Source organism: Variovorax sp. 22077 (assembly GCF_052044195.1).
Lineage (GTDB): Bacteria > Pseudomonadota > Gammaproteobacteria > Burkholderiales > Burkholderiaceae_C > Variovorax > Variovorax atrisoli.
In genome coordinates this window covers 132,085-144,679 of the sequence record NZ_JBQEQC010000017.1, presented here as the reverse complement: position 1 = coordinate 144,679, position 12,595 = coordinate 132,085, and the positions used below count along the sequence as shown (strand labels likewise).

The 12,595-nt window shown below is 70.5% G+C and carries 8 protein-coding genes; 3 read left to right on the top strand and 5 right to left on the bottom strand.

The window, feature by feature from the left end; genetic code table 11:
• Positions 1–6: 6 nt before the first annotated feature.
• The gene (locus ACTJLF_RS23305; protein ID WP_132755270.1) at positions 7–1,104 is read right to left on the bottom strand and encodes a fumarylacetoacetate hydrolase family protein; all 1,098 of its coding nucleotides are present in this window, start codon (positions 1,102–1,104) and stop codon (positions 7–9) included.
• Positions 1,105–1,244: 140 nt separating this feature from the next.
• On the opposite strand from ACTJLF_RS23305, the gene ACTJLF_RS23300 reads away from it, so the two are divergent.
• Entirely contained in the window at positions 1,245–2,444 is a 1,200-nt protein-coding gene (locus ACTJLF_RS23300) for a DUF3108 domain-containing protein (protein ID WP_440883992.1), read from the top strand.
• Between the two features lie 147 nt (positions 2,445–2,591).
• Positions 2,592–2,870, top strand: a complete 279-nt coding sequence (locus ACTJLF_RS23295) for a BTH_I0359 family protein (protein WP_026346723.1) — start codon at positions 2,592–2,594, stop codon at positions 2,868–2,870.
• Between the two features lie 63 nt (positions 2,871–2,933).
• Here the strand turns inward: ACTJLF_RS23295 and ACTJLF_RS23290 are convergent, their stop codons facing one another.
• Complete coding sequence (locus ACTJLF_RS23290; protein WP_354325319.1) at positions 2,934–4,016, bottom strand: AbrB family transcriptional regulator; 1,083 nt, start codon at positions 4,014–4,016, stop codon at positions 2,934–2,936.
• 78 nt (positions 4,017–4,094) lie between these two features.
• On the opposite strand from ACTJLF_RS23290, the gene ACTJLF_RS23285 reads away from it, so the two are divergent.
• Positions 4,095–4,973: a ChaN family lipoprotein gene (locus tag ACTJLF_RS23285; protein WP_440883991.1), complete on the top strand. Its 879-nt coding sequence runs from the start codon at positions 4,095–4,097 to the stop codon at positions 4,971–4,973.
• 73 nt (positions 4,974–5,046) lie between these two features.
• Here the strand turns inward: ACTJLF_RS23285 and ACTJLF_RS23280 are convergent, their stop codons facing one another.
• The 3 genes from ACTJLF_RS23280 to ACTJLF_RS23270 all read right to left on the bottom strand — a co-directional run bounded on the left by ACTJLF_RS23280 (position 5,047) and on the right by ACTJLF_RS23270 (position 12,411).
• Positions 5,047–10,374 carry a beta strand repeat-containing protein gene (locus ACTJLF_RS23280; protein WP_440883990.1) on the bottom strand — a complete coding sequence of 1,776 codons (5,328 nt, stop codon included), beginning with the start codon at positions 10,372–10,374 and terminating at the stop codon, positions 5,047–5,049.
• Between the two features lie 80 nt (positions 10,375–10,454).
• Positions 10,455–11,879, bottom strand: a complete 1,425-nt coding sequence (locus tag ACTJLF_RS23275) for a CsgG/HfaB family protein (protein WP_126185866.1) — start codon at positions 11,877–11,879, stop codon at positions 10,455–10,457.
• A 13-nt stretch (positions 11,880–11,892) separates the two neighbouring features.
• Positions 11,893–12,411 (bottom strand): hypothetical protein, encoded by a 519-nt coding sequence (locus ACTJLF_RS23270; RefSeq protein WP_063827435.1) that lies wholly within the window; start codon positions 12,409–12,411, stop codon positions 11,893–11,895.
• Positions 12,412–12,595: the final 184 nt, after the last annotated feature.

The following is a 12,595-nucleotide window of genomic DNA, read 5'->3' as shown; positions in this document are numbered from 1 at the left end:
GCAGCCTCAGTCTTCCGGGGTTTCCTCTTCGACCTGCGGCGCCTCGTCGCCGGCCTGCGGCTTGACGAGCGACACCGGCGCATCCTTCGGACGACCCGCGGTGGACACGATCTCCTGGTCGATCGCGCCGAAGATCGAGCGCCCGTCCAGCCCCTTCATCTCGATGCGGATGGTGTCGCCGAACTTCATGAAGTCGGTGTAGGGCTGGCCGGTCTGGATGGTCTCGATGCAGCGCTTCTCGGCGATGCACGAGTAGCCCTTGGGCCACTCCGTCTGGCCGTCCTTCTTCTCGACGCCCTTGTTGCTCACGGTGCCGCTGCCGACGATGCTGCCGGCGCGCACGTTGCGCGTCTTGGCGATGTGGGCGATGAGCTGGCCGAAGTGGAAGGTCATCTCCGGGCCGGCATCGCACATGCCGACCTTGCGGCCGTTCCAGCTGCTTTGCAGCGCGAGGTGCACGCGGCCGTGCTGCCAGGCCTCGCCGAGTTCGTCGAGCGTCACGGCCACGGGGCTGAAGGTGGTGGCGGGCTTGCTCTGGAAGAAGCCGAAGCCCTTGGCCAGCTCGGCCGGAATGAGGTTGCGCAGGCTCACGTCGTTGGCCAGCATCACGAGGCGGATGCCGTCGAGCGCCTGGTCGGGCGTAGCGCCCATGCGCACGTCGCCGGTGATGACGGCGATCTCGGCCTCGAAGTCGATGCCCATGGCCTCGCTGGGCACGATCACGTCGTCGGTCGGGCCGAGGAAGTCGTCGCTGCCGCCCTGGTACATCAGCGGGTCGGTGTAGAAGCTCTCGGGCACCTCGGCGTTGCGCGCCTTGCGCACCAGCTCGACGTGGTTGATGTAGGCCGAGCCGTCGGCCCACTGGTAGGCGCGCGGCAGCGGGGCCATGCACATCGAGGGGTCGAAGGGAAAGGCGTGGCGCGCGCGGCCGGCGTTGAGGTTGGCGTACAGGTCCTGCAGCTGCGGGCTCATGAAGCCCCAGTCGTCCAGCACCTGCTGCAGCCGGTTGGCGATGCCGGTGGCGTAGTGGGCGAGCGTGAGGTCGCGCGAGACGACGACGAGCTGGCCGTCGCGCGAGCCGTCCTTCAGGGTGGCGAGTTTCATGATGCGGTGCGTGCGTGTGGGCTGGAGCGGACCGCCGGCACGGACCGGTCGCCGCTCCCACTTAAACTGGTTGAACGGGCGGCAGTTTACCGAGGTGGTCTTTGGTGAACCTCCGGGCCGGCGCCCCACTCCACATACCGATGCCGACGCTCGTCGCCCCCTCTTCCTCGCCGTCGCTGCCTCCCGGGTTGCCGGGGCGTCCGTCGTGGCGGGCGCTGATCGGGCTGACGCTGCTGGTGGGGCTGGTCCACCTGCTGCTGCTCGGACTGGCGCCGATGGCCATCGGGCCGGAGCCCTCGCCGCTGGCGAACAAGTTCAGCACGCGCACCATCGTGATCGCGCCGCCGGCCGCCGAGGCGCCCGCACCGGCAGCCGCGCCCGCAGAAGCGAAGCCCGCGCCGCCACCGAAGCCCAAGCGGCCGCGCGAAGCCTCGGTGCCCAGGCCGAAGCCGGCACCGAAGCCCGCCCCCGCCGAACCCTCGCCAGAACCTGAGGCAGTAGCGACGCCTGCGCCGGAAACGCCCGACCTGACGGCCCAGGCCGCTACCGATTCAGGAGCGGCAGCACCGCCCGAAGCTGCGGCCAGCGCGCCGGCAGGGGCGACATCGCCTTCCGGCGGCAGCGGAACCGGCACCCAGGCGGCAGCCGGCGGCGAGGCCTCGGGCACCATCGCCGGCACCCAGGCGATGAAGATCCCGGGCTCGGTCACGCTGGACTTCGAGGCCACCGGCCAATCGGGCGCCTCGCCGCAGCGCGGCGTCTTCGGCGAGCTGGTCTGGCTGCAGGACGGCAGCCGCTACGACGGCCGGCTGACGCTCAAGGCGGTGTTCTTCACGCTGCTCAACTGGCACAGCACCGGGCGCATCGGCCCCTCCGGCCTGGAGCCCGAGCGGTATTCCGAAAGCCGCAAGTCGGAGGTGGCCTCGCATTTCGTGCGCGACCAGAACCAGATCGTGTTCAGCAACAACGCGTCCCCCGTGCCGCTGCTGCCCGGCGCGCAGGACCGCATGAGCGTGATGATGCAGCTCGGCGGCCTGCTGGCGGCCAGCCCGCAGCGCTATCCCGCCGGCACCAGGATCTCGGTGCAGACAGTGGGTACCCGGGACGCCGAAGTCTGGGTCTTCGTGGTCGGCGACGAGGAAAAGCTCAGCCTGCCGGCCGGCGAATTCACCGCCCGCAAGCTCACGCGCGACCCGCGCAAGTCCTTCGACCGGAAACTGGAACTGTGGCTGGCTCCGGAGTACGGGTATCTACCCGTGCGGATCAGGCAAACCGAGCCCAACGGGGACTTCGCTGACGCGCAGTTGCGCAAACCCCTGCCTTCGGGCCCGCCAAATTGAGGAGAAAGTCACGCTAACGAAGCGAAAGGAGCCAGGGATAGGCCAATTAGCCAGTTGGTTTTACAGATAGACAACCTATCTTGAAACTGGCGCGTTGATTGCTATCTAACCCCCATGAACGCCATCGACATTCTCACAGGGCCCGCCATGAACATGCTTTATGACTCGGAGTCTTTCGTCGTCGTCCACGTGCAGCCGAACGAAGGCGAAACGCCCGCACAGCCGAACATGCCGGTCCTGGAGCGCCACGGCTTCGAGATCGTGGACAAGCGCTCGGGCAAGGAGGTCTACCTCGACGGCTCCTGGGCAGAACTGTTCCAGCAGCAGATCGCCGCCTGGCAGCTCAACACCCCCACGCAGGAAGAAGTCGAGGACACCCTCGAAGGCTACGCCGAACTGGCGCACACGCCCGTTCTGGTGCACTGAAGCCGCTTCCAGCCCGCCAAGCTCCCTTCGGAGCGACAGAAAGCGCCCCCGCGGGCGCTTTTTTCATGGCCGCGCCGGCCTTGCTGCGTCCTGGCGGTAGATCCACCGGAACATCGGCCCCACGATCAGCAGCACCGCCACCAGCCGGCAGACCTGGAAGGCCGTGACCACCGGCACGCCCAGCTGCAGCACCTTGGCGGTGATCGACATCTCCGCGATGCCGCCCGGCGAGGTGCCCAGGATCATCGTGGCCGGATGCAGCCCGGTCGCCCACGCCAGGAGCCAAGCCACCGCGGCGCAGAGCACCAGCATGCCGAAGGTGCCCAGCACCACCGATCCCAGCCAGCGCGGCGCCGTGTGCAGGAATTCGCGGCTGAAGCGCACGCCCAGGCTCACCGCGATGACCAGCTGCGCCGTGTTCGACATCCAGGCGGGCACGGCCGACAGCGACTGGCCGGCGATGGTGAAGCCCATCGCCACCAGCAGCGGCCCGATGAACCACGGGTTCGTGCGCTTCAGCGCGCGCATCGCCAGGGCGCCGATGCCGGTTGCCGCCGCCAGCAGCGCGAGGCCGCCGGGGTTCACCTCGCGCACGCCGGGCGGGTTGATCTCCAGCCCGTGCAGCCCGCTCCACTGCATCGCGAAAGGGATGGTCACCGTCACCACCACCAGCCGCAGGCTGTGCGCCGCGGCCACGAGGTCGGTGCGCGCGCCGGCCGATTCGGCCATCAGCGTCATCTCCGACGCGCCGCCGATGGCGCCCGAGAAGTAAGTCGTGGCTCTCATGGACTTCGCCGGCACATGCGGCATGCGCTTCGCATGCATCGCGTGCAGCCAGCGGCCGAAGCCCACGCCCAGCAGCAGCGCCCAGGCGATCGCCAGCACGATCGCCCACCACACGCTGGCCACCAGCCCGACGACGTGCGGCGTGAAGTAGAGCCCCAGCGCCGTGCCGATGGTCCACTGCCCCAGGTTGCGCAGCGGCGTGAAGCTCGCGGTGGGCGCGCCCGCGATCGAGGCCAGCGACACCGCCAGCAGCGGGCCGATCATCCAGGGCAGCGGGGTGCGCAGCGCGAGGCAGACGCCCGCGGCAGCGAGCGCGAGCAGCAGCGTGGCCAGCACGCGAACGGGATATCGGGAAAGCACGGACCGGAAGAAGGGACGACAGGGAAAAGCGGCGAAGGACGGCACCGCATGCGTGTGCCGAGGGCATAGTATGGCGCGATGCCTCTTCCGTACCGGCCCGCCCGGGCTTACCGGCTCCCGCTGCTGCTCCCTCTCCTGGCCGCCGTCGCGCTCGCGGGCTGCTCGGCGTTCTCGTCACTCACGGCAACGGGTGCCGATGCGCCCGACGCCCCCGTCGCGCGCCGCGTGGCCGCCCTGCAGCCGCTCGATGCCCTGCTGATCGGCGAGCAGCACGATGCGCCGGAGCACCATGTCATCGAGCGCGAGGCGGTCGAGGCGCTGGCCGCGCGCGGCCACCTCGCCGCGCTGGCGCTGGAGATGGCCGAGGAAGGGCGCAGCACCGCGCAGCTCGGGCCCGCCGCCACCGAGGCGCAGGTGCAGGCCGCGCTCGACTGGAGCGACAAGGCCTGGCCCTGGGCCAGCTACGGCCCCGCCGTGATGGCCGCCGTGCGCGCCGGCGTGCCTGTGGTCGGCGCCAACCTGCCGCGCTCGCGCATGAAGAACGCGATGGCCGACGTCTCGCTCGACGTGCAGCTCAACGGCGAGGCCTTCAGCGCACAGCAGGAGGCGGTGCGCGAGGGCCATTGCCGGATGCTTCCCGAATCCCAGATCGTTCCCATGACGCGCATCCAGGTGGGCCGCGACCGCGCGATGGCGCAGGCCATCGTCAAGGCGCGGAAGCCGGGCCAGACCGTGGTGCTGATCGCCGGCGCCGGCCACGTGGTGCGCACGCTCGGCGTGCCGCAGCACCTGCCCGACGACGTGAAGATCGCCACCGTGCGGCTGCTGGCTGCGCCGGCCTCTGCCGCCGGCCCCCAGACCGGCGACTACGACCGCATCTGGCGCACGCCGTCGCTGCCCGAGAAGGACTACTGCGCCGAGTTCAAGCGCCAGGCCAGACCGCAGCCCAGGACCTGAGCCGAGCTGAAAAGAAAAACGCCGCCGGCCCGAAGGCCCGCGGCGTTTTCTGTCGCCCTGGGAACGGCGCAGCTCAGCGTGAGCTGATCGTCGAGACCGCCGAGTTGCCCGTCGCCGAGGCGGTGATCTGGTTGCCGGTGGTGCGCACCGTGCTGTTGCCCACCGGGCCGGAGATGCCGACGCCGAAGTTCACGCTGGTCACCGTGGCCGTCACCGCGCCGGTGTTGACCTGGTAGTTGCCGATGGCGGCGCTCGGCGCACCGGTGTTCAGCGCCGTCTGCGTCACGCGGTTGGTCGCGCTGTTGCCGAAGGCCTGCGCGGCCAGCGTGTTGCCGGTGACGCCGGCCGTGCTGTTCGGCACGCCCCCGACGGTGCCGTTGAGCGCCACCTGGTAGCTGGTGCCCGTGCTGGCGGCCGTCACCGTGCCCGCGTTGTTCTGGCTGTTGAGGATCGCAGCGCTGGCGCCGACATTCAGCGCCAGCGGAGCACCGACCAGGCTCGACGTGCCCGCCGCGGCCGCGCCGCCGTAGCTGCTGCCCGCGCCCGCTTCCAGCACGTTGGTCGCCGCGTTGCCGCGCGCCAGCGCCGCCGTGGTGTTGCCGTCGAGCGAGACGCTGCTGCCGTTGAGCGGCATCACGCCCGACAGCGTGGCGTTGGCCACCGTGTTCGACGTCGCCGTCACGCCCGCGGTGCTGCCCTGCACGTTGAGGATGCCGGCGCTCGCGCCCTGCGTGGCGCTGCTCGCAACGGTGGCCGTGTTGGTCGCGCGATTGGCGGTCGCTTCGGCGAAGGTGCTGTTGCCCGAGATCGTGAGCGCGCCGTTGGCCAGCGTGGTCGTGGGCGCGGCGTTGTCGTCGTTGTGGATCGAGGTGGCGGCCGTGCTGCTCACGGTCGATGCGGCTGTCTGGCGGTTCGACAGCACATGGTCGCCGCTGGCCGTGATGTTGCCGGAGCCGCCGATCTCGCCGAGCGTCGCCGAGCCCGTAGCGCCCGCCGGCTGGGTGTTGACCGCGCTCACGCTCAGCGTGTTGGCCGCGTCGTTCATCACGCCCAGCGCGGCGTTGCCGTTGCCCGAGAGCCGCACGGTCGAGCCGGTGGAGCCGGCCGGCGCGAAGACCTCGAGCGTGGACGAGGCGGTTACCGCCGCGGTGCCCGACTGGCTCGACTGCAGCGCACTGCGCGCACCCACGTTCGAGCCCGCCAGCGTCACGCTGTTGAGCGCGGTGTTGCCCACGGCCTTGGCGCTCTGGCTGTTGTTCGTCACGCCCAGCGTCGAGGCATTGACGCTGGACAGCGGCGCGGAGTCGATGCCGATGCTGCCGGTTGCGGTGGCCGACACCGCAGCGGCGCCGACCTGCACGTTGGCCAGCGCATGGTCGGCCGAGGCCGCCACGGACGAAGCCGTCCCGCCGGTGGCGGTTGCCGATGCCGGCAGCCCTCCGACGATGGCGCCGCCCTTCACGTCGATGCTGTTGGTCGCGGCGCTGCCGGTGGCTGCGGCGGTGGTGACGTTGCCGTCCAGCGTGGCGCTGCTGCCGGCCAGCGCGGTCGGCCCGGTCAGCGTGAGCCTGGTCGCGTTGTTGGCATTGGCGGTCACGGCCGCGCTGCTGTCCTGCGCGTTCAGCACCGCAGTCTTGGCCGACTGCGATGCGCCGCCGGCCAGCGAGGCTGCGTTGGTCGCGCGGTTGGCCGCCGCTTCCGAATACGTGGTGTTGCCCGAAGCGGTGAAGCTGCTGCTGGCCAGGCCTGCGTTGCCGAGCACCAGGCGGTCCTCGTTGTAGATCGCGGTGTCGGCGGTGCTGGTGACCGAAGCGCCGGCCGATTGGCGGTTCACCAGGACCTGGTCGCCCGCCGCGATGGTGTTGCCCGGCAGCGGGCCCTGGCCGATGAGCGCCGGCGCCGGCAGCGCGCTCGACGTACCACCCGCGACGCCGAGCTTGTTGTCCACGTCGTTGATCACGCCCAGCGCCGTGTTGGCGTTGTTCGACAGCTTCACCGAAGAGCTCGACACCGAGGCCGGCGCGAAGGCCTGCATGAAGGAGCGCGCCTCCACCGCCGCCGCGCTGCCCTGCGAGGACATCAGCGCGGAGCGGGCCGACACGTCGGTGGCCGCGAGCGCGATGGCGTTGCTGCCGGTGTTGGCGACGGCCTTCGCGCTCTGCGTGTTGTTCGAAGCGCTCAGCGTCGAACCCGCGATGACCGCACCCGGCGCCGTGTCCACGCCGAAGGCGGCCGCCACCTTGGAAGAGATGGTCGGGCTGGTCACCAGCTGGATGTTCGAGAGCGCATGGTCGGCCACCGCGCCCGCGATACCGCCGACGCTGGTCGCGCCGGCCAGCGGCAGTCCGTTGGCCAGCGCGATGGTGTTGCCCTTCACGTCGATGCGGTTGGCCGCGGCGTTGCCGGTGGCCGAGCCGCCGGCGGAGTTGCCGTCCACCGTGACCTGCGAGCCCACGATGCTCGCGCCGCCCAGCACGACCTGCACGCCGTCCTTGTTGGTCAGCAGCGCGCCTTCCTGGCCGGTGAGCGAGCTCACTGCCGCGCTGGTCAGCTGCAGGTTCTGCACCGCAGTGGTGGTGGCGACGCCGACAGCATCGACGGCCACGCCGTTGTTCGCGCTGTTGCTGGTCGCACCGGCCAGCGTCGCGTTGCCGGTGGCGGCGATCTTCGAGTCGCTGACCGCGCCGCCGACCGAGATGTTGACCTCGGGCCCGCCGCTGCGCTGCGCCGACACGGAGCCCTGGCCCGACTGCGCGTTCTGCACGCTGAAGGCCGCGTTGGTGGCGAGCGTGTTGCCGGTGAGCGTCGCGCCCGACAGCGACAAGCCGGAGGTGTCGATGTTGTTGCCCGTCACCTTCACCGTGTTGCCGGTGGCGCGGCTGCCGTAGGCCAGCGCCTCGGCCGTGTTGCCCGAGCTGGTGACCGAGCCATCGGCCAGCGTGCCCGTGACCGTGGTGCGCGCCACGACGCCGCCGGCCGCGATGGCCGAGACGCCGGTGCCCGCGCCCGCCACCGCCTGCGTGTTGGTGACGTTGGCCACCGAGGCATTCGCGCCGCTGACGTTGTTGAGGTTCAGCGTCACGCCGCTGGCCGCGTCGTTGCCGTAGGCGGCGGCGACGAAGGCGTTGCCGCTGTTCGCCACGCTCGCGGCGGAGACATTGCCGGCCACCGCGGCCGCGAAGGTGTTGGGCCCGGCGGCTGCGGAATTGACGTTCGCCTGCACCGACTGGTCGTTCAGCACGCCGTAGGCGGCGCTCACCGTCGGCAGCGCGCCGGCCGCGTTGCTGAAGGGCAGACCGCCGAGCGCATCGACGGTGACGCTGGATGCCGGCGTGATGCCAAGGCCGGGCGCCGCCGCCACGTTGCCCGCGTTCACGCCGAGGGTGTTGGCGGCCGAGTTGCCGTAGGAGATGGCACGCTGCAGGTTGTCGGTGAGCGAGGCCGAGCCGCCCGCGAGGTTGCCGTTCACCGTCAGCCGCGCCTCGGGGTTCGAGAGCCCCGCGCCGACGGCGGAGTTCGCGTCGTTCATCTGCACGCTCGCGATGCCCGCGCCCGTGCCCACCGAGTTGCCCGAGAGCGTGAGCGTGTTGGTGGCGCCGCTGCCCAGCGCCACGGCTTCCTGCCGGTTGCCGTCCAGCGACAGCGTGCTGTTGCCCACCGCCGCACCGCCGCCGTTGGCGGTCAGCCAGATCTGCGAGCCGATGTTCGCGGCCGCGACGCCACCGATGCCGCCTGCATAGTTGCCCTGCAGGTTGGTGAGCGTGGCCGAGCCGCTGGCGGACACGCGTCCGTCGGAGTTGGTGCCGCCCGTGAGCGTGGCGTTGCCGGTGCCCAGCGCCACCGTGCCGGCCTGCAGCGCCAGGCTCTGGGTGATCTGGTTGCCCTGCGCGCTGGCCGCCGAGGTGTTGTCGGAAACACTGACCGAGCTGCCCGTGGTCTGGCCCGTGCCGGGCGACTCGCCCGTCTGCGCCGCGATGACCGAAGGCAGCAGCAGCGCGCTGACCGGTGCGTTCAAGTTGGCCTGCTGGTTCGACACCGCGGTGGTGCCGGTGAATGAGGCCGCGTTCTTTCCGGTGGCGATGCTGCTGGAGGCCGTGTTGCCGGCGACGGTGGCCGTGATGCTGTTGTCCGCCAGCGTGACCGCGCTGTTCTTGCTCGACTGCACGCCGGCCAGGATCTGCGCACCCATGGTCTGCGCTACGGTCGTCACGCCGAGGTTGCCCTGGCTGTTGACGATGGCCAGGTCGCTGTTGACGTTGCTGGTCACGCCCGCGCCGTTGTGGATGCTGTTGTTGGCCGCCGCGGCCGCAGTGCCGCTGCCCGCGACGCTCACGTCGTCGACCACGATGCGGTTGCCCGCCACGCCGGCCGTGGCGCCCAGCGCCTCGTTGCCCGTGGCCGCGCTGGAGATCGCGTTGCCCTGCACCGACAGCGACCCCTGCAGCACGTTCGAGCCGCCCGCGGGCGCGCCGCTGACGATGCCCACGACCACCGAGCCGATGTTGGTGGCCGAGCGTGTAGCCAGGATGCCGTTGCCGTTCGCCTGCAGGTTCGCGACCACCGCCGAGCCGGCGAAGGTCGGCGCGCCGCCCGACTGGATCTCGGCCGTGCTGCTGGCGCTGTTGGCCTTGAGCACGGCGGAGATCGAATTGCGCTCCAGCGACGCGGCGGTGGTCAGCGTGTTGCCCGCGTTCGCGGTCAGCATCAGGTCGACCGTGTTGCCCAGCACCGTCGCGCTGGAGCCCGTGCCGGTGGCCGACTGCAGCGAGGTGACGACGATGTTGCCCTTGGCGTCGAAGAGCGGCGCACCCGCCGGGTAGGTCAGCACCGAGGTGCCGGCCTGCGCCGGCGCGGCGACGGCCGCCGCGCCCGAGATCACCGAACTGCCGCTGTTGAGCGTGGTCGTGGCCGAGATGGTGTTGTCTGCGTTGACCACGCTGCCCGACTGCAGCGTGCTCGACTCCGAGGCCAGCTTGCTGCCGGTCACGCTGCTGCCGATGACGCCGGTGTTGGTCGCCACGCCGAGCGTGGCCGCGTTGTTCACCGGCAGGCCGGGTGCAGCCTGGATGCCGTTGCCGAAGCTGTTGCCGGTGGCGGTCGCGCCGATCAGGTTGCCGCTGGTGCTCACCGCCACCGGGTTCGGATTCGACGGCGTGCCGGTGGAGGTCGTGCCCACGGTGGCGCCGGTGATGGTGGCATTGACGTTGGCCGAGTTGGTGGTGCCCGCATTCACCGAGGGCGTGCCGGTGGCGGTGCCGTTGTAGGCGGCGTCCACCGAAGTCTCCGCGGCCTGCGCGCCGGAGGCCGCGGCGATCAGCGCCATCGCGACTGCGGTGCCGATGCTGCTGCGGCTGAACATGGGCGCGCGTGCGGCCCGGCTCTGGATCTTGCGTGCTTTCATGTCGTGACTCCTCGGATGTTGGATGCGTCTGGCTTGGAAAACGGGTGGATGCGCGATGCGTGAATCGCGCCGGGAGCCGGTCAGTCGCCCTTGACGGCGCCGTCGGCAGAAGAAGAAGCGGAAGAAGCTGAAGGGGACGAAGGCGCTGCCCCGCCGACGACCGGACTGCCGATGCGCAGCTTGGCGATCTCCTGCAGGCCCGGGCCGTCGCGGTGGATCGAGGTGTCGGCCGCGTCGGGCCGCCAGGTGATGCTGATGGCGCCCGGTGCCACGCCGCGGTTCGCCAGCGCCGAGGTGACGGCCGCGATGCGCTGGTCGGTGAGCTCGTCGCGCTTGCGGGCGTCCCAGTTCTCGGTGTCGCGCGCCACCAGCACGATGTCGGTCGTGCCCTTCTTGGCAGCGCCGGCGATCTGGTCGATGAGCGCGAGCGAGGCGCCGCCCAGCGTGGTCGCGCCGAAGTCGAAGGGCACCTGCGTCGCCGTGCCCGTGAGGCGCGCACCGCCCGCACCGCCGGCATTGACCGCTACGCTGCCCTGCGCCACCGGCGAGGTGACGGCCGCGCCGCCCGTCGCGGCATCGCCCGGGTTGTCGACCTTGCGCAGCTCGGCCGCGGGCGTGAGCGGAATGGGCTCGCCGCCGCCGGGACGCATCGTCATGCAGGGCCGGTGGTCGACCTGCGTGACGGCGGCCATGAGGCGCACCACGCCCTCTTCCAATGCGGCGCGCACGCCCATCTGCACGGGCTCCTGGCCCTTGGCGCCGATGTCCACGTCGTACAGCTTGCTGCCGAAGAAGCGGAACACGTTCAGGCCCACTTCGTAGCCGTTGAACTGCTTGGTGAGGCTCACCGTGCGCACCACCATCAGCGACTTGGTGTCGACGATGCGCAGGTCGATGCTCACCGACTGGCTGAAGGTGCGCGCCTTCACGCCCACCTGGTTCACGCCGAACTCCGCGCCGCCGGAGTTGATGTTGTAGTTGAGCTCGGTGATGCCGCCCACGATGAAGTAGTCGGACTTGTTGATGGTCCCGCCGAAGTACGGCAGCCACGGCACGTTCTGCCCGCCGTTGGGTCCGCCGAGCTGGTGCGTGCGGCCGTCACCGAGCTGGCGGCGATCGGCGTACGCGAGCTCGCGCTCTGCGATCACCGGGTCGAAGCGCTCGGCGATGCTCACCGCGCCGCCGAGCTTGCCGAGTGCCGAATACACCATCAGCGCGCCGCCCTGCGTGATGGCGTTGCCTTCGTTGATGCTGTACTTGCCGGTGTAGTCCTTCACGTCGCCCACGCCGATGATCACCGGCGGGCGCCGCGTGGCGGCGATGTGGTCGGCGTAGCAGGCGAGCACCGCCTCCATCGGCGTGACGTTGTCGCGCACCGAGGGCCCGAGCACCACCGGCGCCTCGTTCGGTGCGAAGCGCTGCTGCGGCGCGGAGACGCAGCCCGCGAGCGCCAGCGTGGCGACGGCGGCTGCAAGAACAAATGCGCGGCGGATGCGATGCTGCATGACTCGCTCCCGCTCAGTTGAGCACGCCGAAGGCGCAGGCCGAGCTGCCGCCCACGCTCGCGGTCTGCGCACCGGTGTTGCCCTGCGCCGAGTTCAGCGCCTGGTTGGCCGCGCCCTGCACCTGCGAGCTGGTGCCGCCGACGATGCCCGATGCGACCGCGCCCGAATTGGCCTGCGAGGTGCCCACCGTCGCACCGCCCAGCGTGCCCACCGCGGTGCGGCTGTCGTTGCCCGATGCGTTCGATGTGGCGCCTGCCGTGCTCGGCGAATTCGCGACCGTGCTGTTGTTGCCGTCGTTGCCGGTGGAGCTGGCCGAGACGTTGCAGTTGTACTGGCGGCCGATGTAGTTGTTCGTGTTGTAGACCGGTGCCGAGTAGTAGCCGCTCTTCTGCTTGCGGATCATGTCCTGGATCGCGGCCTGGTTGACCTTGTCGGTGCTGGTCTGGAATTGCCATGCGGCGTTCTCGCCGACGTTGTTGGCGTGCGCAGCCAGAGGCACGCACAGCAGTGCCCAAAGAAATACGCGTTGCATGACGATCCCTTTTCTCGAAAACGCCCCCGCTGGATTCACGGGTGCTGCGTTTCGCGAAGGGATGCTAGGGACCGGCTGCCGTGGCCGGTATCCCTGGAACCGGTAGGCGGCATCCCGCGAACCGGTAGAAATAACGAAGAAGGGAAAGGCCGTGCGATCGCCGCGAAACACGCAGGCAGGCAGC

Excerpts from the sequence above, each read along its gene's own strand:
- ACTJLF_RS23305 (WP_132755270.1), bottom strand. The coding sequence starts at position 1,104 with ATGAAACTCGCCACCCTGAAGGACGGCTCGCGCGACGGCCAGCTCGTC.
- ACTJLF_RS23300 (WP_440883992.1), top strand. The coding sequence starts at position 1,245 with ATGCCGACGCTCGTCGCCCCCTCTTCCTCGCCGTCGCTGCCTCCCGGG.
- ACTJLF_RS23275 (WP_126185866.1), bottom strand. The coding sequence starts at position 11,879 with ATGCAGCATCGCATCCGCCGCGCATTTGTTCTTGCAGCCGCCGTCGCC.
- ACTJLF_RS23270 (WP_063827435.1), bottom strand. The coding sequence starts at position 12,411 with ATGCAACGCGTATTTCTTTGGGCACTGCTGTGCGTGCCTCTGGCTGCG.
- ACTJLF_RS23280 (WP_440883990.1), bottom strand. The coding sequence starts at position 10,374 with ATGAAAGCACGCAAGATCCAGAGCCGGGCCGCACGCGCGCCCATGTTC.
- ACTJLF_RS23295 (WP_026346723.1), top strand. The coding sequence starts at position 2,592 with ATGAACATGCTTTATGACTCGGAGTCTTTCGTCGTCGTCCACGTGCAG.
- ACTJLF_RS23285 (WP_440883991.1), top strand. The coding sequence starts at position 4,095 with ATGCCTCTTCCGTACCGGCCCGCCCGGGCTTACCGGCTCCCGCTGCTG.